At 68.5% G+C, this 22,692-nt stretch carries 23 protein-coding genes and 2 pseudogenes; 13 read left to right on the top strand and 12 right to left on the bottom strand.

Annotated features, from left to right (window positions below; all coding sequences use genetic code 11):
* The first annotated feature begins 17 nt into the window (after nucleotides 1-17).
* Nucleotides 18-299 (top strand): hypothetical protein, encoded by a 282-nt coding sequence (locus ACWGKT_RS16445; protein WP_453274157.1) that lies wholly within the window; start codon nucleotides 18-20, stop codon nucleotides 297-299.
* A gap of 73 nt (nucleotides 300-372) precedes the next feature.
* Here ACWGKT_RS16445 and ACWGKT_RS16440 read toward each other — a convergent pair whose 3' ends face one another.
* Nucleotides 373-957: a TetR/AcrR family transcriptional regulator gene (locus ACWGKT_RS16440; RefSeq protein ID WP_453274156.1), complete on the bottom strand. Its 585-nt coding sequence runs from the start codon at nucleotides 955-957 to the stop codon at nucleotides 373-375.
* A gap of 50 nt (nucleotides 958-1,007) precedes the next feature.
* Here ACWGKT_RS16440 and ACWGKT_RS16435 point away from each other — a divergent pair, with 50 nt between their 5' ends.
* A complete protein-coding gene (locus tag ACWGKT_RS16435) occupies nucleotides 1,008-1,409 on the top strand; it encodes a hypothetical protein (RefSeq protein WP_453274155.1) in 402 nt (133 codons plus the stop codon).
* Nucleotides 1,410-1,431: 22 nt separating this feature from the next.
* On the opposite strand, the gene yczE is transcribed toward ACWGKT_RS16435, so the two are convergent.
* Together yczE and murJ are read right to left on the bottom strand one after the other, a co-directional pair.
* Nucleotides 1,432-2,139 (bottom strand): membrane protein YczE, encoded by a 708-nt coding sequence (gene yczE, locus ACWGKT_RS16430; protein ID WP_453274206.1) that lies wholly within the window; start codon nucleotides 2,137-2,139, stop codon nucleotides 1,432-1,434.
* Between the two features lie 227 nt (nucleotides 2,140-2,366).
* Nucleotides 2,367-4,037, bottom strand: a complete 1,671-nt coding sequence (murJ, locus tag ACWGKT_RS16425) for a murein biosynthesis integral membrane protein MurJ (protein WP_453274154.1) — start codon at nucleotides 4,035-4,037, stop codon at nucleotides 2,367-2,369.
* Between the two features lie 169 nt (nucleotides 4,038-4,206).
* Here murJ and ACWGKT_RS16420 point away from each other — a divergent pair, with 169 nt between their 5' ends.
* On the top strand, nucleotides 4,207-4,998 hold the full coding sequence (locus tag ACWGKT_RS16420) for a rhomboid-like protein (RefSeq protein ID WP_453274153.1): 792 nt from the start codon (nucleotides 4,207-4,209) through the stop codon (nucleotides 4,996-4,998).
* A gap of 123 nt (nucleotides 4,999-5,121) precedes the next feature.
* Nucleotides 5,122-7,443 (top strand): GH92 family glycosyl hydrolase, encoded by a 2,322-nt coding sequence (locus ACWGKT_RS16415; protein WP_453274152.1) that lies wholly within the window; start codon nucleotides 5,122-5,124, stop codon nucleotides 7,441-7,443.
* A 72-nt stretch (nucleotides 7,444-7,515) separates the two neighbouring features.
* Here ACWGKT_RS16415 and ACWGKT_RS16410 read toward each other — a convergent pair.
* A pseudogene (locus tag ACWGKT_RS16410) lies at nucleotides 7,516-8,160 on the bottom strand (alpha/beta hydrolase fold domain-containing protein); the annotation flags it as partial.
* A gap of 176 nt (nucleotides 8,161-8,336) precedes the next feature.
* On the opposite strand from ACWGKT_RS16410, the gene ACWGKT_RS16405 reads away from it, so the two are divergent.
* Together ACWGKT_RS16405 and ACWGKT_RS16400 are read left to right on the top strand one after the other, a co-directional pair.
* Nucleotides 8,337-9,119, top strand: a complete 783-nt coding sequence (locus ACWGKT_RS16405) for a DUF899 family protein (protein WP_453274151.1) — start codon at nucleotides 8,337-8,339, stop codon at nucleotides 9,117-9,119.
* Nucleotides 9,120-9,194: 75 nt separating this feature from the next.
* Nucleotides 9,195-9,656, top strand: coding sequence for a MarR family winged helix-turn-helix transcriptional regulator (locus tag ACWGKT_RS16400; protein ID WP_356154635.1), 462 nt, complete (start codon nucleotides 9,195-9,197; stop codon nucleotides 9,654-9,656).
* Nucleotides 9,657-9,700: 44 nt separating this feature from the next.
* Here ACWGKT_RS16400 and ACWGKT_RS16395 read toward each other — a convergent pair whose 3' ends face one another.
* Nucleotides 9,701-10,648, bottom strand: a complete 948-nt coding sequence (locus ACWGKT_RS16395) for a LysR family transcriptional regulator (protein ID WP_453274150.1) — start codon at nucleotides 10,646-10,648, stop codon at nucleotides 9,701-9,703.
* Between the two features lie 182 nt (nucleotides 10,649-10,830).
* Between ACWGKT_RS16395 and ACWGKT_RS16390 the strand changes: the two genes are divergently transcribed.
* Nucleotides 10,831-11,826: a DMT family transporter gene (locus ACWGKT_RS16390; protein ID WP_453274149.1), complete on the top strand. Its 996-nt coding sequence runs from the start codon at nucleotides 10,831-10,833 to the stop codon at nucleotides 11,824-11,826.
* 356 nt (nucleotides 11,827-12,182) lie between these two features.
* On the opposite strand, the gene ACWGKT_RS16385 is transcribed toward ACWGKT_RS16390, so the two are convergent.
* The 3 genes from ACWGKT_RS16385 to ACWGKT_RS16375 are packed head-to-tail and all read right to left on the bottom strand — an operon-like array spanning nucleotide 12,183 to nucleotide 14,998.
* Entirely contained in the window at nucleotides 12,183-12,920 is a 738-nt protein-coding gene (locus ACWGKT_RS16385; RefSeq protein WP_453274148.1) for an NADPH-dependent F420 reductase, read from the bottom strand.
* A 4-nt stretch (nucleotides 12,921-12,924) separates the two neighbouring features.
* Complete coding sequence (locus tag ACWGKT_RS16380; RefSeq protein WP_453274147.1) at nucleotides 12,925-13,956, bottom strand: LLM class flavin-dependent oxidoreductase; 1,032 nt, start codon at nucleotides 13,954-13,956, stop codon at nucleotides 12,925-12,927.
* Nucleotides 13,949-14,998, bottom strand: a complete 1,050-nt coding sequence (locus ACWGKT_RS16375) for an LLM class flavin-dependent oxidoreductase (protein ID WP_453274146.1) — start codon at nucleotides 14,996-14,998, stop codon at nucleotides 13,949-13,951. Before ACWGKT_RS16375 ends, ACWGKT_RS16380 begins: the two co-directional genes overlap by 8 nt.
* 465 nt (nucleotides 14,999-15,463) lie before the next feature.
* Between ACWGKT_RS16375 and ACWGKT_RS16370 the strand changes: the two genes are divergently transcribed.
* Nucleotides 15,464-15,847, top strand: a complete 384-nt coding sequence (locus ACWGKT_RS16370; protein WP_453274205.1) for a transposase — start codon at nucleotides 15,464-15,466, stop codon at nucleotides 15,845-15,847.
* Here ACWGKT_RS16370 and ACWGKT_RS16365 read toward each other — a convergent pair whose 3' ends face one another.
* The gene (locus ACWGKT_RS16365; protein ID WP_453274145.1) at nucleotides 15,848-16,093 is read right to left on the bottom strand and encodes a hypothetical protein; all 246 of its coding nucleotides are present in this window, start codon (nucleotides 16,091-16,093) and stop codon (nucleotides 15,848-15,850) included.
* Here ACWGKT_RS16365 and ACWGKT_RS16360 point away from each other — a divergent pair.
* On the top strand, nucleotides 16,092-16,466 hold the full coding sequence (locus ACWGKT_RS16360) for a TrmO family methyltransferase domain-containing protein (RefSeq protein ID WP_453274144.1): 375 nt from the start codon (nucleotides 16,092-16,094) through the stop codon (nucleotides 16,464-16,466). The genes ACWGKT_RS16365 and ACWGKT_RS16360 overlap by 2 nt on opposite strands.
* A gap of 70 nt (nucleotides 16,467-16,536) precedes the next feature.
* Complete coding sequence (locus tag ACWGKT_RS16355; protein WP_453274143.1) at nucleotides 16,537-17,181, top strand: hypothetical protein; 645 nt, start codon at nucleotides 16,537-16,539, stop codon at nucleotides 17,179-17,181.
* Nucleotides 17,182-17,537: 356 nt separating this feature from the next.
* On the opposite strand, the gene ACWGKT_RS16350 is transcribed toward ACWGKT_RS16355, so the two are convergent.
* On the bottom strand, nucleotides 17,538-17,906 hold the full coding sequence (locus ACWGKT_RS16350) for a nuclear transport factor 2 family protein (protein ID WP_453274142.1): 369 nt from the start codon (nucleotides 17,904-17,906) through the stop codon (nucleotides 17,538-17,540).
* Between the two features lie 719 nt (nucleotides 17,907-18,625).
* On the opposite strand from ACWGKT_RS16350, the gene ACWGKT_RS16345 reads away from it, so the two are divergent.
* Together ACWGKT_RS16345 and ACWGKT_RS16340 are read left to right on the top strand one after the other, a co-directional pair.
* Complete coding sequence (locus ACWGKT_RS16345) at nucleotides 18,626-19,366, top strand: class I SAM-dependent methyltransferase (RefSeq protein WP_453274141.1); 741 nt, start codon at nucleotides 18,626-18,628, stop codon at nucleotides 19,364-19,366.
* 142 nt (nucleotides 19,367-19,508) lie between these two features.
* A pseudogene (locus ACWGKT_RS16340) lies at nucleotides 19,509-19,664 on the top strand (esterase); the annotation flags it as partial.
* Nucleotides 19,665-19,848: 184 nt separating this feature from the next.
* On the opposite strand, the gene ACWGKT_RS16335 reads toward ACWGKT_RS16340, so the two are convergent.
* Nucleotides 19,849-20,754, bottom strand: coding sequence for a poly-gamma-glutamate hydrolase family protein (locus tag ACWGKT_RS16335; protein ID WP_453274140.1), 906 nt, complete (start codon nucleotides 20,752-20,754; stop codon nucleotides 19,849-19,851).
* Between the two features lie 200 nt (nucleotides 20,755-20,954).
* Between ACWGKT_RS16335 and ACWGKT_RS16330 the strand changes: the two genes are divergently transcribed.
* Nucleotides 20,955-21,494 (top strand): AAA family ATPase, encoded by a 540-nt coding sequence (locus tag ACWGKT_RS16330; protein ID WP_453274139.1) that lies wholly within the window; start codon nucleotides 20,955-20,957, stop codon nucleotides 21,492-21,494.
* Nucleotides 21,495-21,642: 148 nt separating this feature from the next.
* Here the strand turns inward: ACWGKT_RS16330 and ACWGKT_RS16325 are convergent, their stop codons facing one another.
* Nucleotides 21,643-22,629, bottom strand: coding sequence for a L,D-transpeptidase (locus ACWGKT_RS16325; protein ID WP_453274138.1), 987 nt, complete (start codon nucleotides 22,627-22,629; stop codon nucleotides 21,643-21,645).
* Between the last annotated feature and the right edge of the window lie 63 nt (nucleotides 22,630-22,692).

The following is a 22,692-nucleotide window of genomic DNA, read 5'->3' as shown; positions in this document are numbered from 1 at the left end:
CACATAGGGTCCTGCGTGTGCGCTTCGATGACAACGAACCGATATTCAAGCGAAGCAAGTGGGGGACGAACCGCTACCAGTACAACCCGCAAAACCCCATCGGATTCGCCCTGATCATCATCACCATCGTCTTCGTCGGAGTCATGCTCCTGCTCATGTACAACCATGCCGGGCCGTTCGCCCACCCCACAGATCCGACTCCCGCGCCGCTGAGCACACCGACGGACATGTGGCAGTACACCCCGCCCCCGGACGACGGGATCCCGTCGGGACCGCCGTCCAACTCGCTGACGCCCTGACGGCCCGAACGATGTGCCGGGGGTGGTCCGCGCCGCGTGCGCCTCCGGCACGGACCACTCCCCCACCGGCAGCTCAGGACTTCGGGCGGAGCAGCGCGTCCATCGTCGCCTCCAGGTACGTAAGGAAGCCCTCGGTCGACGGCAGTACGGACGGAACGGCGTGGCCGAGCTGGGTGTGTCCCAGATAGAAGCTGTACGCCATCAGTCCGCGCCGCCGTGCCTCGTCCTCGGCGAAGCCGAGTTCCGTGAACAGCCCGGCCAGGTAGCCGATCCGGCGTTCGGTGACCTGTCGCAGCGCGGCGGCGACCTGGGGATGGTCGATGCTGGCCAGCAGCGAGAGCTCGGTCGGATCGGCGACCGCGGGCTTGGTGACCTTGGTGAACAGTCTGCGCAGTCGCTGCTGCGGGTCCGGCTCGGTCTCCACGGCAGCGATGATCTCTTCGGTGTCCGCCTCGATCCAGCGGGCGAGCGCGGCCTCGATCAGTGCTTCGCGGTTGCCGAAGTGCCAGTAGAAGCTGCCCTTCGTGGTGCCGAGGCGGGCAGCGAGCGGCTCGACCGCCACCGCCGCGAGGCCTCCTTCGCGGATGGCGGCGAGCGCGGCGTCCGCCCAGTCGCGGGCACTGAGCCTCGCCTTCTTGTTCTGCTGCCGTTGCGCCATGACCATACGCTACCGTACGGTTTCCATACGCCAGCGTATGGAGGTGCGCGATGGGCAAGAACTGGCCCGTAGCAGTGGGGTTTCCCGAGGGCGCCCGGCTGATCAGGACAGCCGTGGACCGGCCCGACTACCAGGACGCGTACGCGATGAAGCTGCGGCCCGGAATGCCACGCAATCCGGCGGCCTGGACGGGCATCCTGCGTGACGCCTTTCCCATCGCGGCGCAGCAGGACGGCGAGGCGCTCATGGAGGTGAGCACGGCCGGCCTCGACGCCTGGGCCTCGATCGTCGTCGATGACGAATACGTCACCCTGTGCAGCTCGGTGCAGACGAACGCGTTGCGCTCCAGGCTCTATTGGGGCGTCGTGAAAAGGATCCACCCGTTCATGGCCCGCGCCATGATGGCCCGCACCCACCGCCGGCTCGCTCTCGCCGCGGAGAAGGCCGCGTAGAACCGGCGAGCGCGATCCACATTCACAGCAGACCCTGGGCGGGATCCGTGCGCGGAGCGCGGCGCGCCCCGGGCGCCCGGGGGTCGGTGTCGCCGCGGTAGGCGAACCGGGGCAGGAAGAACTGGGTGATGGCACCGACGCTCAGTGCGTACACCACTGTGCCCACGCCCACGCTTCCGCCGAGCAGCCAGCCCACCACGAGCACGGTGATCTCGATCAAGGTGCGGATGACACGTATGGAGCCCTTGGTGACGCTGGACATTCCGGTCATCAGTCCGTCGCGGGGGCCCGGTCCGAAGCGTGCGCCGACGTAGACGGCGATGGAGAATCCGTTGAGGAGAATGCCTCCGGCCAGAAGACACGCCCGGACCGGGAGCCCGAGATGCTGAGGGATCAGTGCGAGGCCGAGATCCGACGCGCAGGCCAGAACGATCACGTTGGCGACGGTGCCGAGTGTCGGTCTCTGCCGAAGTGGGATCCACAGCAGAAGCACGCAGACTCCGACGACGGCGCTGACCATGCCGAAGCTGAGGGGCGTGTGGTTCTCCACCCCCTCGTTGAGGACGCTCCAGGGGTTGACGCCCAACGAGGCCCGAACCATGACCGAGAGACTGAATCCGTAGAGGGCGAGGCCGGCGATCAGTTGGGGAAGGCGTCTGAGCGGACGCTCGCCAAGGGGGACGTAGGCGAGGAGCGGCACGGGCGGAGCAGGTGCCGCCGCGGCCGACATGGCTTCCGGCGGGCGACCATGAGGGTGCGAGGTGTCGGTGCTCACGGCGGACCTCCAGGGCGGTGTTGACGGCTTGCGGCCGAACGTACGAACCCCGGAACCAATCCGTCCAATGCACAAAACCCACGTGATCGATCCACTGATGCATCAGTAGAGCTGAGCGACGGGCGATCGCCCGTACAACACATCTCTGCCTCAGGTCACCAGTGTGACCACTGGCGCCGGGTTCAACCCATCCCTGGCAGGCTACGCAGTTCCCCGATCCGCAAGATCCGTGCGAAGAGGAGGAACAGAAAGACCATGACGATGCCGCCCGCAGCCAGCGAAAGCGCCGGCGCCCAAGAGGCTGATGCGAGGCTCTGGACCCAGGAGTGGGTGATGAGCCACCCGACGGCTCCGGCAGCAGTGGCGGCCGCGGTCAACTTGGCGTAGGTGCGACAGATCCGTCGGCCGTCCAGCAGCCCCTCCGTGCGTCGTCGCAGCCGCAGGGCGGTCAGCAGCAGGCCGATCGCGTAGGACAGGGCGTAGGCGGCGGCCATCCCCGTGACCGCCCAGCGCGGGGAGAGCAGGAGATGGCAGGCCGCGGCGAGGGCGATGTTGATGCCGCTGATCCACAGAGCCATTCGGAACGGCGTGCGGGTGTCGTCGAAGGCGTAGAAACCGCGCAGCAGGAGGTACTGGGCGGAGAACGGGATCAGTCCCAGGCCGAAGGCTTGCAGCATGTGGCCCAGGGGCACGGTGGCGGCGGCGTCGGGGGCGCCGTGCGCGAACAGCAGCTGGGCGATCTGCGGGCCGAACGCGAGGAAGAAGACGGCGGCCGGGACGATGACGACGCCGCTGACCCGCAGCGCGCGGGACAGGTCGGCACGCAGGTCGTCGAGACGGTGCTCGGCCACCGCGCGGCTCATGCGCGGCAGCAGGGCTGTCACGAGGGAGACGGTGACGATCGACTGGGGCAGCATCCATATCTGCTGGGCGTAGCTGTAAGCGGTGTAGCCGACTCCGTCGCGAGGCAGGGTTGCGTCCGCGGCGGATGCGAGGCGGGTGACCACCGTGCTCGCCACGAGGTTGGCCAGTACGAAGAGCAGGGTCCAACGTGCGGCGCTCACACTCTTGCGCAGTCCGGTTCCTCGCCAGTCGAAGCGCGGCCGGAACCGGAAACCGGCCTCGCGGGCGTAGGGAATCAAGGCGAGTGCCTGCAGCGCCAGAGCGAGTGTGGTCCCGATCCCAAGCAGCCTGACCTGGGCGTCAGTGATGTCCGAGACCTGTTCCGGTGCGGTCATCAGGCCGAGATACAGGCCGAACATGGTGATCAGGACGATGTTGTTGAGGACCGGCGTCCACATCATCGCGCCGAACCGGTTCCGGGCATTGAGGACTTGACCGAAGATGCTGAACACGCCGTAGAAGAAGATCTGCGGGAGCAGGAAGCGGGCGAAGACCACGGTCAGTTCGAACGCGTCGTGTGTGGCGGGCGTGTCACGCTGGTAGACGCTGATGATCTCGGGGGCGGCCCACGTGGCCAGCACGGAACCCACGCCGAGGACACACAACACCAGGGTCACCAGGCGTTGTTCAAAGGCGGCGCCGCCATCGGGATCTTCGGCGCGGGCCCGGACCAGTTGGGGAACCAGGACAGAGTTCAGTGCGCCGCCGATCAGCAGGAAGTACAAACTGGTCGGCACCGTGTTGGCCTGGTTGTAGGTGGTGGCCAGCAGCCCGGTGCCCAGTGCGGCCGCCTGCAGCACTTGCCGTATCAGCCCGGTGGCACGTGAGACCACGGTGCCCGCCGCCATCAGCGCGGACGACCGCAGCAGCCCCCCGCCTTTCGCCCTCTTCGGGGCGGCGTGCCTCCGCCTGGACCGCGCTAACCGTTCGTGCGAGGTTTCCTCGATCATGGTCACAATCTACGATCCAGACATCACCTGTCCTGAGGCGCCTCGGGCTTCGAGGTGTGCATACGCCCGCAAACGCAGGACCGGGGAGGGCTGGACTCGGACTCCGACACGCCGGACCACCGGCACCCTGCCACTCCTCAGCGTCGGTCGACCGGGACAATCTCACAGCATGAACTCTCACTCCCCGCGGGACCACTTGGGCCGCCTGCTCCGTACCGCCCGCGCGTACCCGCGCCGTGCGCCGCTGACCCTCGTCTATGTCTGCCTACTCCTCGTCAGCCACGCCTGGGTCAGCTACGGGCTGTCGGCCGAACGGGCGGCCACCCTCTTGAACTACGTCAGCACCGACCTGGACAACCTGCATGACCATCCAGTGGCCTCACTGCTCGGCAGCGTGCTGTTCTTCGACGGTACGCTCACGGATGTCGCCTCAATCGAATTCGTAGGGACCTTCATCACCCTGGGCCTCGGCGTCTGCTGCTTCCTGGCCTGGGTGGAGAGCCGGTGGGGCAAGCCGCGCGCCGTGGCCGTGTTCCTCGGCGGGCATGTCGCAGCCACCCTGCTCACCTCTGTCGTCGTGACCGTCGCACTTCAGCACGGCTGGTATCCGGCGGCCGTCCGGCAGGCTTCGGACTACGGGATCAGTTACGGCGCCCAGGCCGTGATGGCGGTCGGCACACTCGCCCTGCCCCGGTGGGCCCGCCTCCCCTGGGCGGCCTTCGCGCTCGCCTGGCCCCTCGGCGGTACCGAGTGGCCCGGGCCCCTGCCGGACTTCACCACGATCGGCCACCTGATCGCGGCGCTCCTTGGCTTCGGACTGGTGGCCGTCGGGGCATTCAGGCGGCCGCGCGGCCAGACTCCCGAGTCGCCCACCACTCCTCGCACCATCGGGCAGAACCCTGGCCGTGCCTCTGAATCGACTTCGCCGGCAGCCGAAGCGGAGACGGCCTCGGCCGACTGAGCCCCAGCGACCACGAGACTCCGCCAACTTCCCTCGGCAATGACGCTCTTGACGGCCACTCATGTGACCTGAAGGATGAGCGACCGTCATGACAACGTTGTCCAGGACAGGGAGTTGACGCTCATGAGATGGACTCGGCGCATACGCAGTACGCTCGCGACATTCGCGGTCCTCGGCGCCGCACTCATCGCGCCCGTGGCGTCCCAGGCGGCTGCCGCCGAGGACAGTGAACTCACCGATCTCGTCAACCCGTTCATCGGCACCGAGAACGAAGGGAACACCTACCCCGGCGCGGCGGTGCCCTTCGGGATGGTGCAGTTCTCGCCGGACACCGGACACAACACCGGCTACGACTACTCCCAGAACCACATCCGCGGCTTCTCCCTCGTCCATCTCTCCGGTGTCGGCTGCGGCCTGGGCGGCGACCTGCCGGTGCTGCCGACCACCGGCGAGGTCACGCAGACGGATGACGCCAAGTACCAGGCCGAGTTCAGTCACGACGCGGAGAAGGCAAGCCCCGGCTACTACAAGGTCGGGTTGAAGACCGGCATCGACGCGGAACTGACCGCCACCGCGCGCACCGGCGTGCAGCGCTACACCTTCCCGGCCACCGACAAGGCCAACGTCCTGCTGAACGCCGGCCAGTCACTGCATCGCAACGTCTCCACCAAGGTCGAGGTGCTCGACAACCGGACCGTGCGCACCACGATCACCGGCAGCGGCTTCTGCCAGGACACCAAGCCGTACACCGTCTACACCATCACCCGCTTCGACCGTCCGTTCACCGCCCACGGCACCTGGAACGGCTCCACGGTCACCGACGGCTCGGACACTGGCCGGGACGGCGCCTACGTCCGCTTCGACACGACCAAGGACCGGACCGTCGAGGCGACGACGGCCCTCTCGTACGTCGACGCGCACGGCGCGACCGTCAACCTCCGCGCCGAGGGCGGCCGTTCCTTCGACCAGGTTCGCGACGCCGCGCGGCTCGCCTGGGAGGACCGACTCGAAACCGCACGTGCGAAGGGCGGCAGCGACACGCTCCGTCGCACCTTCTACTCGTCCCTGTACCGGTCGTTCCTGGCACCCAACATCGGGAGCGACGCCGACGGCCGATACACCGGCTGGGACCAGAGGATCCACCGCGCCCGGGGCTTCACGTACTACCAGAACTGGTCCCTGTGGGACACCTACCGCACCCAGTCCCAGCTCCTGTCCCTGCTCGCGCCGCGCGAGGCGCGGGACATGGCGATCTCCGTCATCAAGATCGACGAGGAGAGCGGCTGGCTGCCGAAGTGGGGCTACGGCACGGTCGAGACGAACATCATGACCGGCGACCCGGTGACCCCGTTCCTCACCAACGCCTACCAGCAGGGTCTGCTCAAGGGCTACGAGGAACGGGCCTACCGCGCGCTGAAGAAGAACGCCGACGGAGTGCCGCCCGCCGACTCGCCGGCCGTGGGCCGCGAGGCCAACGACGAATACATCGCGGGAGGCTTCGCGCCCTACATCAAGGGCCGTCCGCACGTGAAGCCCGGTGACTCCGACTACGACCACGGTGCGTCCGCGACGCTGGAGTATGCGCTGTCGGACGCAATGCTCGCCCAGATGGCCCGCAACCTCGGCCACGACGCCGACGCCGCACGCTACGCCGCCCGGGCCCACAACTACCGGAAGATCTTTGACACCTCGACCGGCTTCTTCCGCGCCCGCGACGCCTCCGGCGCCTTCACGGGCCCGGCGGACCCGGCGCGCAGCGAGGGATTCCATGAGGGCACGGCCTGGCAGTATCAGTGGCTCGTACCGCAGGACCTGCCGGGGATGGTCGGTTTGATCGGCGGCAAGCAGGCGGCCAACGACCGGCTGGACTCCTTCTTCGCCTATGACCAGTTGGTGCGGGACCCCGCGAAGACGGCTCGCGAGGTGTGGGTGAACGGCCCGTACGACTACTACAACGCGGACAAGTACAACCCGCAGAACGAGCCCGACCTCATCGCCCCGTACACCTACCTCTCGACCGGCCAGCCGTGGAAGACCACCGATGTCGTGCACGCCGCGCTGACCCTCTTCACGGACGCCCCGACCGGCATGACCGGCAACGACGACCTGGGCACCATGTCCGCCTGGAACGTGCTGTCCTCGATCGGCATCTTCCCGGTGCAGCCCGGCTATGACACCTGGGGCCTGTCCACGCCCGTCTTCGAACGCGTCGACCTGCGGCTGGACCGCCGCTACTATCCCCGCGGGGCGCTCACGGTGACGGCACCCGGCACCTCGGACGCCCGCCGCTACATCCAGTCGGCGCGGGTCGACAACGCGCCGTCCGGCCGAACGTATCTGACGACGGATGCGCTGCGGCACATGCGGTCCCTCGCGTTCACGGTGGGCACCGATCCGTCTGGATGGGGAACAGGGGCCGAGGACGGGCCGCCCCCGCTGCGCTGACGCTGCCACCAGGTCTCCGGTCGCCGGCAAGGCGGCGAGTCAGTGTGCTCGCCGCCTGCGCAGTCGCCCGCATTACGCGAAGCGGTTCGGCGACAGAACTCGGGCCAGCCAGTCGGTGCGGGTTCGGCGGGCCGTTGCTGAGATGGGCGCCTGTGGGAACAGGGCGTCGAAGCCGTGGAAGCCGCCTGCCCAGACGTGGAGTTCGGCCTGGCCGCCGGCCGCCCAGATGCGGGTGGCGTAGTCGGTGTCCTCGTCGCGGAAGACTTCGGCGGAGCCGGTGTCGATGTAGGTGGTCGGCAGGCCCGAGAGGTCGGCGGCCAGTGCGGGTGAGACGTACGGGGGTATCTGCTCGTCGGTGAGGTCGCCGAGGACGGCGCGCCATCCGAACGTGTTCATCTCGCCGGTCCAGACGCCGGGCGCGTCGGCGTACTGGCGGCTGGAGGTGCTGGTGTTGCGGTGGTCGAGCATGGGACAGATCAGCACCTGCGCGGCGATCGCCGGGGTGCCGAGTTCGCGTGCCAGCAGCGTGAGGCCGGCGGCGAGTCCGCCGCCCGCGCTGGCGCCGGCGACGATGATCCGGGCGGGGTCGATGCCCAGCTCGGCGGCGTGTTCGGCGGTCCAGAGCAGACCTTGGTAGCAGTCGTCGACGAGGGTGGTGCCGGTGGCCTCCGGTGCGAGCCGGTGGTCCACGGAGACCAGGACCGCGCCGAACTTGTCGTGCCCCCCAGTGCCGGGGCGCCGTCTGTGAGCTCGTCAGCCCGACATGATCCGTGCGGGCTCAGCCGGGAGCGCCCCGTGCCGCGATGAGTTCCGGGCGGGTCGCGAGTCTGTTCTGGTGACCGCCGTAAGACGGCGTAGGACGCTGCCCGGCACGAGACATCACGGAGGACACCATGACGACCACGCCGCACGATCCGACCACCGCGCTGCCCGGCCGCCCGCCCGTCGTCGACCTGGCCACCTGGCAGGCGGCCCGTGACGAGCTTCTGGTCCGCGAGAAGGCGCACACCCGCGAGGGCGACGCCCTCGCCGCGGCCCGCCGCCGGCTGCCGATGGTGGAGTTCGACGGGACGGTCGAGGTCGTCGGGCCCGACGGCCCGGTCCCGTTCCTGGACCTGTTCCAGGGCAGCGACGAGCTCGTGGTCTACAAGCACATGTGGTACGACTCCGCGCCGCACCAGGGGCAGTGCGAGGGCTGCACCACCACGGCCTGGCACCTGAAGGACGCGGTCTACCTCAACGCCCGCGGCGTCTCGTTCGCCGTCCTGACCACGGGTCCTTGGGACGAGGTGGCCTCCCATGTCGAGTTCATGGGCTACACCCAGCCCTGGTACTCGGTGCGCGACGTGGACGCGCCGGTCGGCGGGCACATGGGTCACATCACCTGCTTCCTGCGCGACGGGGACCGCGCGTTCCTCACCTACTCCACGACAGGGCGTGGCAATGAGCGAGTCAACGGATCCCTCGGCCTGCTCGACATGACGCCGTACGGCCGCGGCGAGACGTGGCAGGACAGCCCCGAGGACTGGCCCGAGGGCCGCAACGCGTGCTGGTCCTGGCGCTCGGACGCGGACGGGAACGCCACCTGGGGCCCGACCAGCCGCCCCGTACCGCAGTGGACCCGCCCTGGCGCGACCCCAGTGGAGACCCTCGGCCGGAGCGGCCACCCCCACTGACTCGCCTTGTCGACGCAAACGCTCCTCAAGAGGACGACTATTTGATTGACGCATCAAGGAGATAGAGTGTGAGGCATGCACCCTCCAGAGCAGGGCCTACGCCCCTTGGACGCCACCGAAGAGGCGCTCGTGCGTGCGCTGGGCGAAGTCATGATGGCGCTGCCGCGCGCGGTCGACGCGGACATGATCCGTGACGGAGGGTTGCGGCTCTCCGAGTACACCCCCCTGATGTTCCTGTCAGAGGCGCCGGACCGTCAGATGCGGATGAGTGAACTCGCCGAGGCCTGCACCCTCACGCTCAGCGGGATGACTCGAGTCGTCATCCGCCTTGAGAAGCAGGGATACGTCGAGCGCGTCCGGTGCACCGAGGATCTGCGCGGCTGGAACGCGGTCCTCACCGACAGCGGGCTCGCCCGCCTCCGCGAGGCCTGGCCCGCCCACCTGGCCAGCGTGCGGCGACGCATGCTCGACGACCTCGCCGGTCATGACCTCACCCAACTCACCGCCGCGCTGCGGAACATCGCGAAGGCTTGCTGAGACCGAGCCGCACGTTACGGCGTGGAGTCCTTCGCCGGGCGCCCTCAGATCGGCTGCTTCCGCAGTACGGCCGTCTCGGCAGCCTGGTGCAGCAGCTCCAGGAGGTGACGGATGTCGGGTCGCCGGGACGTACCGCTCGGGGTGACCGAGTAGACCGTGCGGGTCACCGGGTGAAGGAGGCGGTGCAGGCTGATCGGCCCGGGCAGCGTGTCCGGGAGGGTCATCCGGGGCAGGAGGGCCGCTCCGGCGCCCGCGGCAACCAGCGACGCCAGCACGGAGAAGTCGCTGCTGCGGGAGCGGACGGTCGGCACGAAACCGGCCGCGCCGCAAGCGCGCTGGATCATCTCGTAGCAGGACGTCTCCGGTCCGGGCGTGAGCCAGACACTGTCAAAAAGGCGCGCCAGGTCCACGGATTCGCCCGGCTTCAACCCCATGCGCGAGGCGTGTTCGGGATGCAGCGCGAGCAGGACAGGTTCCTCAAGGAGCTTGGTCTGCTCACATCCACCCGGAAAGTCCCGCGGCAAGACCGTGTACCCGTGGACGACGGCCAGATCGACGTCTCGCCGGCGCAGGGACTCCAAGGCGGCCTCGGGCTCCTGCTCGACGAATTCCAGCGTCAACGAGCTTCCGGTCGCCCCCTCGTCATCCAGGATCTGCTTCCACACCGGAGCGATCAGAGCACGGGCCGCGGAAGCGAAGGCGGTGACGCGTACCAGGCCGCGGCCGCCCCCGCGAATGGCCTCCAGATCCGATTCCGCGGCTGCCAGGTTGCTCAGCACGATCTCGGCATGGGACACCAGCAACTCACCGACAGGCGTCAGATGCAGAGTGCGCCCGCGCCGCTCCACGACGGGCAGCCCTACTTCCCGTTCCAGCGCAGCCAGCTGCTGGGAAATGGCGGGTGCGGTCAGAAACAGCGCCTCCGCTGCGGCCGCGACGGTTCCGTGGGTGGCCAGGTACTGCAGTACTCGCAGTCGTCTCACGTCAAGCATGAACATTCCTTACGCATTTCCCCTGGACAGTTCAAGCATAGGCACTCTCCGACGAACACTCTTCGACGGTCAGCCCGTGTCGATGGAGGGTGAACTGCCTCCCGAATACATAAGCACTCCTTGCTCCTCTCGCAAGAACAATTAACTAGACCTTTGTCATCTTGCGGAGCATCGTGATTGTCATGAGCTCAGGCACCGGCACGCGCAGCTTCCTCGCCCTGGCAGGGGTCGTCGTCCTCTGGGCCTCGGCCTTTCCGGCCATCCGTGTCGCGGACGAGGGCCTGGGCGTGGCCGGGTTGTCCTTCCTCAGGTTGGGCATCGCCGCCGTGGCTCTGACAGCGGTCGCGCCCTTCCTCGGCGTCCGGCGTCCGCGGCGCGGGGACCTGCCGTTGATCGCCCTCGCCGGGGCCACCGGCATGACCGCCTACCAGGTCCTGCTCAACTGGGGCGAGGTGCATGTGTCCGCCGGCACCGCCAGCATGCTCATCGCCATCGCCCCCGTCTTCAGCCTTCTGCTGGGCAGGGCGTTCCTGTCCGAAGCGCTGACGCGCCCCGTGATCATCGGCAGCGGTGTCGCCCTCGGAGGGTGTGTGGTCGTCGCACTCGGAGGCGGCTCCACGGGATTCTCACCCGGCGCGCTCGTGGTCCTGGCGGCCGCTGTGGTGCAGGGCGTGTACCACAGCGTGTCCAAGCCCCTCCTGCGCCGTTACAGCGGCGTCGAGGTCGCGACGTACGCGATGGTGGCAGGGATGGTCTTCGGGCTGCCGCTGCTTCCGGCGGCGCTGGAGGCGGTCGCCGGTGCCCCGTCGGAAGCGCTCGTTTCAGTGGCGTACCTCGGCCTGCTGCCCTCCGCCGTGGGATTCGTGATCTGGGGCTATGCCGTGGCCCGGCTGCCGCTCCCCGTCTCCACCGCCGCGCTGTACCTGGTGCCGCCGGTCGCACTCGTCGTCTCGTTCGTGTGCCTGTCCGAGGTTCCCCATCTGCTCGAAGTGACGGGCGGCGCGGTCATCATCAGCGGTGTACTGCTGATCAACCACGGCTCGCGCGCGGCCAGCCCCCGCGAGGACCGCTCGCAGGCCACACCGCGGCCCCATCTCGACCCAACGGTGACGAAGAGCCTTGCACATCGGCGACGTCGCACTTTCCCGGTAGGGGTGGACGATCGCGGTCTGGGATGATCGCGCGGTTAGTGATGCAAGGCTGCTGGCCGCAGAGGCCGTTGAGTCACACGTTCGGGCATGCTTCACGGGGTATGCCATGGACGTCGTCGACTGACACGAGGCGCTGGAGCCGCTCTTCGGTGAGGCGGAGATCCTCCCCACCGATCCCTTCCGAGCATCGGTCGCCTGAACTCCCATCCTCCGGTTGTCACTTGTAGTGGGACGATCCTGATCCAGCTCATGGCTGGTGTGGTCACGGCGCCGAAGCTTGCTGGACAGCCTCGTTCGCCGGGCTGAGACCGCGGGCCTTCGGCCGCCTGCCGACAGCCCTGCGATGCGGGGAGACACCGACAGCCAAACGCAGGGTTGGCCGGTCAGGCTGCTTGCTCGCCAGGCCCCGAGGCGGCGGCCCTCGCGCTGATTACGGCGCGTCCACGCTCCGATTCCGGGAAACGGATGAGCATCGCGCGCAGTTCCCCGGCGCTGACGTTGGCGCCGAAAGGCTCGGTGCCCGGTTCGAGTCGTACTCCTTCGGCGAGGGGACCCGCCATGACGGGATCGAAGCCGAACGCGTTGACGAGGCGCGCGACGGTGGCGCGGCCGTCCGGGTCGTCACCGGCGATCGCGATCGCCTTGCGTCCCGACGCCCCCGCGGCCTCGGCGCCGTCCTCAAGATCGTGGTAGCCCATGTGGTTGAACGCCTTGACTACCCGCGCTCCGGGCAGATACGCCTGCACGACCTCGCTCGAAGAGGTGAGTGGGTCGGTCAGGTCATCGCGGATGCCGTCGACCTCCCACCAGTAGTTCATGGCGTCGATGACGAGCTTGCCCCGTAGCGCCTCGGCCGGAATCGTGCGGTACTTGCCGAGCGGAAGCGCCAGGACGACGACATCGGCCTCCGCAGCCTCCGCCGCGGTCACCGGGACGGCGCCGGGCGTGAGGACTTCGATGGTGAGTGCGATCTTGGCGGGGTCGCCCGATCCGGCGATGACCACGCGATAGCCGGCCGCCAGGGCCAGACGCGCCAGCACGGTGCCGACCTTCCCCGCACCCAGGATGCCGACCGTGCGTACGGTAGCGGCGGCGGTGATGTCCATTTCTGCTCCGTTCATGGCGTCAGCCTGCGAGGATGTCGCGGACCATCGGGAGCACCTTGGTGCCGTACAGCTCGACAGCGCGCAGGCGGGCGCTGATCGACTGTGCCCCCGCGGTGTAGATGAGGTCGAAACGGCCGACTCCGAGCGCCTTGATGGCGCGGGCCATCTTGCGGGCGACCGTCTCGGGCGAGCCGATGTAGAGCGAGCCGTGCTCGATCTCGGCCACATACTCGTCCTTACTGACCGGCGGCCAGCCCCGCAGCGCGCCGATGCGGTCCCGGATGACCTTGTAGTGCGGCCAGTGCAGTTCCCGGGCCTCCTCGTCCGTGGGGGCGATGAAGCCGGGCGAGTGCATTCCGACCGGGTGGGCGGTCGTGCCGAACTTGTCGGTGGCTCGCTGGTAGAGGTCGATGTAGGGCGCGAAGCGCTCCGGGCTGCCGCCGATGATGGCGATCATGAGAGGGAACCCGTAGTGCGCGGTGCGGATGACCGACTGGGGTGAGCCGCCCACACCGACCCAGGTGCTCAGGTGCCCGGACTCGGTCTTGGGGAAGACGTCGGCGTCGTCGAGCGGCGCCCGCTTGCTGCCGCTCCAGGTGACGGGCTTCTCCGCCAGCAGCTTGGCGAAGAGCGCGATCTTCTCCTCGAACAGCACGTCGTAGTCGGCCAGGTCGTATCCGAAGAGCGGGAACGACTCGGTGAAGGACCCGCGCCCGAGGATGACCTCGGCCCGGCCGTTCGAGAGCGCGTCCACGGTCGAGAACCGCTGGAACACGCGGACCGGATCGTCCGAGCTCAGCACGGTCACACCGGACGAGAGCCGGATGCGGCTGGTACGTGTGGCGATGCCGGCGAGCACGGTCTCCGGACTGGAGATCGCGAACTCCGGGCGGTGGTGTTCACCGAGGGCAAGGACGTCGACGCCGATCTGCTCCGCGAGAACGGCCTCGTCGAGCACCTGCCGGATGGCCCGCGCGTCGGAGACCAGGTTGCCCGCGTCGTCCTGCGGCACATCACCGAACGTGTCCAGACCGAAGACGAGATCAGACATGGGCCGGCTCCTTCGCGAGCAGTTCCCGCACCCGCGGGGCGACTTCGCGGCCCAGCAGCTCGATCGTGCGGGCCCGGGCGTCGCGGGGGAGGTTCATGACGTCGTACTTGAGGTCGAAGCGAGTGAGGCGCAGATCGCGGGCCATCGTCGCGATCTTGCGCGCTACGGTCTCTGGGGAGCCGACGAACAGCGCGCCCTTGCCCACTTCCGACAGGTAGCGCTCGCGCTTCGGCTTGTAGAACCCGCGCTCCTCCGCGAGAGCGGCGACGACCGGTTGCCAGTACCGCCACCAGGTCTCGATCGCTTCCTCGTCGCTTTCGGCGATGAGCCCCAGCGAGTGCTGGGCGACGGGTTGCCGCGCATGCCCGAACTGTTCGAGCGTCCGGTGGTAGAGCTCGACGTGGCCGGCGAAGCGCTGGGGGCGTCCACCGATGATGGCCAGCATGAGCGGCAGGCCGTAGCGGGCCGCACGGACCACGGAGTTCGGGCTGCCGCCCACGCCGATCCAGGTGGGTATGCCGCCGACCGGCATCCGGGGACGCAGCCGCTGTTCGACGAGCGGCGGCCGGAAGCGCCCGGACCAGGTCACCGTCTCCTCGCGCTGGAGGCGCATGAACAGGTCGAGCTTCTCCTCGAACAGCTCGTCGTAGTCGGCGAGTTCATAGCCGAACAGCGGGAACGACTCGGTGGCCGATGCCCGCCCCAGTACGAGCTGGGCGCGGCCGTTCGAGATGGCGTCCAGCGTGGAGAACTCGTGGTAGAGCCGCACGGGGTCATTGGTGCTCAGTACGGTCACCGAGGTGCCGAGCCGGATGCGTTCCGTCGCGGTGGCGATCGCGGCGAGCAGGACGGGGGTGGCGCTGTCGTTGTGGCCCGCACGGTAGTGCTCGCCGACGCTGAACGTGTCGAGCCCCACGGCTTCGGCGAGCTTGGCTTCCTCTATCAACAGACGGACGGTCTCGGCATCGCTCAGCGTCCGGCCGCCGTCGGTGGCGACTTCTCCGAACGAGTTCAGCCCCAATTCGAACGTTGTGGCCGTCATGGACTCCTCCTCTGGCACCCGGGACGTCCGGTACCGTGCCCGGATTTTGATTGACGCGTCAAATAGTTACGCTAAGGAGATTGACGTGTCAACTAAGGGAGGGTTCATTGTGTGACCGGACGACTACGCCGTGCTCCTGGCGCTGTGCGAAGTGGGGTCGAGTGCGCGCCTCCGAACCCTCCGGATCGGCGGCCCGGATCGGCGGCCCGCGTCGGTGGGCAGCTCGCCCGACGGCTCGCGCATCAGATCACGCTATGCGTGGAGCCAGGGCTGCCATGGAACGAGCTATGCGTCACGGGCCAAGGGTCCGTCGAGGGACCGGGGAGGTAGTTCTCACGGCCGACGGTGCGGAAGCGTCCCGGACGAGCTCGCGGCACGGCTGCCGGCGGATCTCGGCGGGGTTTCGACCGCCGGTATCGGCGGCCGCACAGCACGCGAGGTGGATGGCCATGGTTGCCGTATCCGATGCGGCACTGGTTGAGCGGTTGGTGCCGGAGGGGTTGCGGGAGATCTTCCAGAACGTGGCACCGGCGCCGAAGCCGCCCGAGGGGGCGAGCACGAGGTGGCGATGGCGGTGGCGGCCGGTCGCGGTGTGATGGCCGCGCTGTGCCGGCAGCGATCACCTTAGTGGCCACGTCGGGCTGTGCCTGGCGGCAGCTGTCACCGGTCTTCGGTGCCTCCTGGCAGAGGGTGCACCGGCGCTTCACCGGCTGGCCGAGGGCCCCGAATCCGACCGATCACGCCACGCCCGAGGCCACATCCACGTCTTCCATGACCGCAGCGGGCCACCGCCCTCGGTCCAAGCCGCACGCGGGCAAGGGCTGCGGCTTCGACTGTCTGCCCGGCTGACTAGGCCGACGACGGATCATTGCGCGCATCGCTGGGCGCGGCGTGGAGAACTCGGGCCGCCTGGGCCGACACCGCTGGGTGGTCGAGGGCATGATGTCCAGACTGAACGGCTGCCGCCGACTGCACCGCCGCTTTGGGCGCAAGGGCGAGCGCTTCCTCGCCTTCATCGTCGCCGCCATCGCCATCGCCATCAGCCTTGGCTGCGATCGCCGGTACACCACCCTTGTTGGACGCGGGCCCGCTCATGAGTCAGGGCCTGGTCCACGGCGGTGCCGATCGTCTCGATGCCGACACGGGTGCGGCGGGGACAACCTCTGGCCATGCCGAGGTTCGAGATCGCACCGATAACTGGGGTGCCGTCCGCAACACGATCACCATCGACGAGCGCTTCGGCGAGGCCTGCCTCCAGGGTCTGGAAGGCTTCTCCCACGTAGAGGTCCTCTTCATCTTCGACCAGTTCCCGGAACACGACGACTACCGCGAACCCCGCCCCTACCGCGGCCGCTCCGACCTCCCGCCCGTTGGCGTCTTCGCAATCCGCGGCCCCCGTAGGCCGAACCGCATCGGGGTGACGTCCTGCGCCATCGAATCCGTCCACGGCCGCGAACTGAAACGGTGATGGGCCTCGACGCCGTCTCGGGGACCCCCGTCATCGACCTGAAGTCGGAGTACTTCCAGCGTATGACGTGGTGACAAAGGTGATCGCTGCACGGCACAGCGCGGTCACCACACCGCCGTCGGCCGCCGCCGACCGCCGCCTTGCACCCGCACCGGCGGCGCCGGCGCACGGCCAGGTCTTCCACTCCAGTGAACTACCCGCCCTGCATGAGGAGTTCATCGACGAGTGGCAAGTCTTCCCTCAGACGCCCGCAACACAGGTCCGGCAACAGGAACACTGGGTCCGAGCCCGGCCGGGCTCATTCTCGACTCACGGAGTCCTCGTGGCCTTTTCTGCCACAAGACGCGTCGCCTCTCTGGGACTGGCAACCGTGGTCCTGTCCTTGTTGCCCGTCGGGCACTCGAATGCCGCCACCTACCCGACGAGTGAGTACGCCGTTCCCTTCGGCCAGACCTACACCAAGGGGACCCTGACCTGGTACAACAGGTCGGTTCAGCTCACCGAGGAACACAAGTCGGTCAGTGCATCAAGCTGCCGCCTGACCTATGCCGTGGCCTACCGATCCGACGGCGGCCCCAACACCACCCGGCTGAGCGAACGTACTACCAAGCCCGTGTGCGGCAAGTCGATTGCCATCTCCGTGGCCGTCCCCGCAGACGTCGTCGGCGGAGCGGACTTCCTGTACATCTGCCTGGACGACCCGCGCAACACTTGAACTGCCTCACCTTCGACAGACCGTAATCGGGCGCCCCTGGACTGCACAGCTCTCGGTGCACAGGGTCCGGCACAGTTTCCGTGAAGGCCGCCGGAGCCCGCGAAGGCGGTCCCCGGTGTTCCTGCCGAAAGCCAAGAGCCGTGGCGAGTTCGCCGCCGACAAGCTTCAGCAGCTCACCGACCTCGGGTTGGAGTGGGCAGCGTGACCAGACGCCATGGGGCGGGCAGCCGGGTGGTCGGTTGCCCGCCCTACGCGATGTGTGGCTGTTGGCCAATCAGGCGCCGGTCCTCCCGGTCCCGGGACTGCCCTGGGCGACCGGAGGGCGGTCCCTTGTCGATCTTCTCCTGGGCGAAGATTCACGCCTCAGGGAGCCGGTCGAGGAAGCCGAGGACGGAGGTGATCCGGCCGTCCTCGGCAAGGGTGACCACGTCCGAGCCGGCGACCGGCGCGGAGCCATCGGCGGTGGACACCAGCTCCCAGCTGAAGCGGGCGATGTGATGGTTGCCATCCACGTCACCAGCCAGCTTGAACTCGAAGCCGGGGAACTGCTCGTGCGCGGCCGCGATGACCGAGGCGATCTGCTCGTGGCCACGCACGTCGGCCAACGGGTCGGTGTAGGTACCGTCCTCGGACCACGCCGCGGCAACCGCCTTGGCGAGCGCGTCGGCGCTGGTGGCGTTCCACGCCTCGAAGTAACGGGCAACAGCAGCAACGTAGATCGACATGACGGACTCTCCATCCAGTGAAGTGGCCTGCTGTTCAGGTCAGTTGGTACGGGCTCCGAGTCGGACCGCGCCGGCCCGAAACCCGATGACCTCACCATGCCGCGCCCTGCCCAGCCGCGCGATTACCGCCCAGGTAATGAGAGCCTTGCCGACGAGACGGCCCACCCACTCCGGACATGGTGAGGCGCCGAGGACTGCGGCGCGGCCCAGTGTTGACTTCTGCCCTGTCGAAGTCAGAGCCGCGGTCTGCTGACTCGACCTGCCGGCCCGGAGGGCACCACCACGGCGCCTCGGTTCCTGCGCCTGCGCCACAAGCGCCCCGGCCTCGGCGACGGCGCGCTGGCCTGGCTGAACGCTCCGGAGGGAGCCTTCACGTCCCGGCGTGCCTCCGGCTTCGGGTGGGTGGTCAACCTCTCCCCGAGATGTACCCACTCCCCGACCACACCGCGGTGCTGTTGTCGAGCGGCCCGTTCGAGGACGGCCCTAACCGCACCGCACCCGTGATCTGGCCGATGGTGGAGCGGCCACCGCGTGATGCGTGGCGGCACCCAACGTTCCGTCCCGCGGTGCCTGCCCCCACGGCCCGCGCTTCCCGCAGCGGACACTCCAGCCGACTCGTCCGGCGGATCACGGGCCGAGCCAGGGCCGGACCGAGGCGAGGGCCGGACAGTGTCCTAATCGTGTTGACCGCCCCCGGCAGGCAGTGCTGGAGTCGGCACGTGGACAGCATCCCCGCCAACCGGCGGCTCTGGAACCAGATCAGCAGCGCCTACCAGCACGAGCACGACCCGCAAATCGGCGCCACACCCCGGCTGTGGGGCATGTACTCCATCCCCGACGCGCACCTGCACGCCCTGGGCGACGTCACCGGCAAGCGCGTCCTCGAACTCGGCTGCGGCGCCGGCCAGTGGTCCAGGGCGCTCGCCGCCGAGGGCGCCAACGTGGTCGGGCTCGACCTGTCCGAAGCCCAACTCGCCGCAGCGGACCGCGCGATGGGAGCGGCCCGCTACCCGCTGGTGCAAGGCGCCGCCGAACAACTCCCCTTCGCCGCCGACAGCTTCGACCTGGTGTTCTGCGACTTCGGTGGGCTCAGCTGGGCACCCCCGCACCTGGCCGTCCCGCAGGCCGCACGCGTCTTGGCCCGAGGCGGGCGCCTGGTGTTCAACGTCGCCAGCCCATGGTTCGAAGCTTGCTACGACGAAGCCGCCAGCCGCGTGACCAGGACGCTGCAGCAGGACTACTTCGGGCTGAACACCATCGCCGAAGACGACGGCGCGACCAGCTATCAGCTCACCTACGGCGACTGGGTCAAGGTCCTGCGCGGCGCGGGTCTCATCATCGACGACCTCATCGAGCCGCGGCCCGAACTCGGAACACCCAACGGATACAACGAAACCGACCCACCCGACTGGGCACACCGCTGGCCGGCGGAACTGCTCTGGGTAACCCACAAACCGTAAGTTCCGCCGCGCCGAGACGTGAAGGCATCCCCGCGCCGGGCAGGCCTAAGGCCTGTCCGGCTGATCATGGGCGGAGGTCAGCCGGTGAGGAGCTTCGGGTCCGGGCAGGGCTCCAGGCCGCCGTACAGTCCGTCCGACCACCTCCAAGCTCCGCGAGGCAGGAGTGGACGTCACCGCGGTCCGAGTCCTGGGAATGGTCCACGACTTCCTGATGCTCGACAGCCTCCGCGACTCCAAGGCGACAACAGTCGCCCGCACACTCGCCATCGAGGCACTGCACCGCGCACTGCACCCCTGAAGCCGGCGTCGGGGCGAGATCGCGGGTGCGGGCGACGGCCTGGACGGCGGGTGCGGGCTGTCGGATGAGGACCTCCTGAGGCCGGTGGTAGAGATCGCAATCCCCACCGGATCCAGAAGGCCCTCACCCATGCCAGAGCACGGTGAGAGCACAGTGCTGTCACCGACGTACCCCGGCAGCAGACCTAAAGGGAGTCGAGACCGAGTTCTTGGTTCTTGATCGCCTCGCGGACGGCGCTGACGAAACCGTTCCAGAAGTGGTCGGCGTCGGGGCTACTGGTGCTCGGCACACCGGCCGTCGTCCTGCGCTTGGCCGCGCCGGAGAAGTCACCGAACATCGCCGCGCGCAGCGCCGTGGACAGCTCCATCTGGGCGCCGCCACCGGTGCGGGTGCGGTTGACGATGTTGGCCGGGTCGTCGCCGTTGATGGGGTCGTCGGCGCCCGCGAGGACCACGGTCACGTTCCATTCGGCCTTGCTCGCGGGGGAGGTCAGATCGTACCTCCTGAAGGCCGCCAGGAGGTTGCGCTTGAGCCGCTGGTCCCGACCGCCGATGATGATCTTCTTCACGGACGTGTCGTCGAAGCCGTGCAGGGAGACGGCGTACAGGTTGTTGCCGCAGGCGGCGAGGGCGGCCGGGTCGTCGCAGTGGGTGGAAGTGACGTGCTGTGCGGCCGAGTTGGCCAGAGCCTCGAACATCCAGTAGTCCCGCTGCGGCTCTCCCGGCACCGCCGCGGTCGCCGGGTCGGTGTTGGCGTCGAAGGGCGTGTAACCGGCGACGGCCATGCACAGTTCGCTCGTACCCGCCTCGATCCCGCCGCCGTGCGGCGCGATCACCGCCGTACTGCTGACGGGGCTGCTCGTGCTGCGGGCGTTGTCCGTGACCTGTGCCGGCGCGCCGATGCGGAAGCGGCGCATCCAGTCGGTGCCCTCTTTGGCGGCGGTACGGGTGTACAGCTCGGTGTTGGATGCGTACTGGTCTGCTGCCGCGGCCGGTGTGGCGCCGTTACCCATCACGGCATTGAGGGTGGGCAGGCCGGCGGCAACGGCGGCGACGGAGGCCAGGACGGTGCGTCTGCTGGTGTTGTTCATGGGGCGATCTTGCATCACGGCCTCAAGACTCCTGCCGACAGGGCCCGTTGAGCATGACAACCCTGGGCGCCATTTGGCCACTGCGCGGGCCGGAGAGCGCGAAACGCGCGGCACTTGCGCCGATCAGGAGGGCGTACGCACGCAGTGACATGCTGATCCCGCCCGATGCTCGGGCATGACAGCGACCGGAGAGGAATGCGTTGGTCGTCTGGGTGAACGGTGCGTTCGGCAGCGGGAAGAGCACGCTCGTGGACGAGTTGCGTCCGCGCTGGCCCGAGGAGCTGGTCTATGACCCGGAGATGGTCGGCCATGTGCTGCGGGAGATCGTGGAGGTGCCGACCGGCGACTTCCAGGACCTTCGCCTGTGGCGTCGCCAGGTCGCCGACCTGGCGGTGGGGCTGGTCGAGGAGTACGGCCGCCCGGTCCTGGTCCCCATGACCTTGGTCAACGCCAGGTATGTCGGTGAGATCTTCGGCGTGTTGAAGGACGCGGGCATCGACGTGCACCACTTCTTCCTCAAGGTCTCCCGAGAGGTCCTGGAGGAGCGGATCGACGGGCGAAGCTTCACACCGGACGACCCCGAGCAGGACGACCGTGTGCGGCGCTGGTGCAGGGACAGGATCGAAGCGTCCGTGGCCGCGGCCGATGCCCTGCCTGGCGACACGGTTTTCCTGGACGGCGAGTTGCCCCCGCGCGAGCTTGCCGACCGCGTGCTGGCCCGGGTCGGGGCCGGCGCCTGATCGTGGTGGTGGCCTGCCATCATCCGCCGCTCGGCTGGGACTTGGCGTGTGCCGGCCGCCTGTTTCCAGTCAGCCCGGAGAGCGAGTAGGGCGGTGGCCTCGCGGTCAGCGTCATCGATGCGCTGACTCGCGCCGCCACCGCCGTGCATCACAGCGTCGTGGTCGTCCCCTCCCCGGACGCACTGCCCGCGAGCCATTCGTCCCATCCCACGTTGAAGTCGGCGTAGCCGTTCTCGGGCGAGGCCTTGGCACGGGTAGAACCGGTGATGGTGACGGGGTCACCCTGCTTGACCTGGCTGTAGAACCACTTGGCGTCCGACATGGACAGATGGACGCAGCCGTGCGAGCCACGGGCGCTGCCGCTGCCCGGATTCGGGTCACCGGTCGAGTAGTGCACGTACGTGCCGGACTGGGTCAGGTGGACGTCCCACGGCAGCGTCAGGTCGTAGTAGTTGGGGCTGCCCTTGTCGCAGCTGATGCCGACGGTGCAGGAGTTCATGTGAACCTTCTCCTGCTTGTCGATGACGGCCAGCGTGCCGTTCCACGTCGGATACTGAGGGCTGCCGGCGTTGATCGACAGGGTGCGCACCGCCTTGCCGTTCCGGGTCACCTTCATGGTGTGGCCGGTCACCGAGACATCGGCGCGCACGTCGTCGCCGATCTTGAAGGTGTGCGTGTAGTTGCGCACGCCGTAACGTCCGTTGCCGTTGCTGATGCCCTTCATGTCAGCGTCGATCTTCACCGTCGTACCGGAGGGCCAGTACTCCTTCGGTCGCCAGTCGGCGCGCTTGTCGGTGAGCCAGTGCCAGGCGCCGGCCACCGGCTGCGAGGCGCTCACCTTCATGTGCTTCTCCACCGCGGCCCGCGCCTTTTTCGCCACCGGGTTCGTGAAGACGACCGAGACCGGCATGGCCACGCCGACCGTGGTTCCCGTCTGCGGGGTGATCGTCTCCAGCAGCATCGGCGGGCCCGCGGGCTTCGTCGGCGACGGCGAGGCGCTCGCATTCGGCTTGCCCGACGCCTTTCCGTCGTCCCCGCTCGCCTTGTCACTGCCGCCCCCGCCGCAGGCACTGACACCCACCAGCACGGCACCCGTGACGAGTGCGATCCCTATGCTGCCCTTGCGCCGTCCCACGACGTGCCCCGATCTCTCGCTCTTCGGCCCCCCGACGGGCCCGACTCCCTGTCAGACAGTCGG

This window comes from Streptomyces sp. NPDC054794 (assembly GCF_053611585.1).
This window is presented reverse-complemented; position numbering and strand designations above follow the sequence as displayed.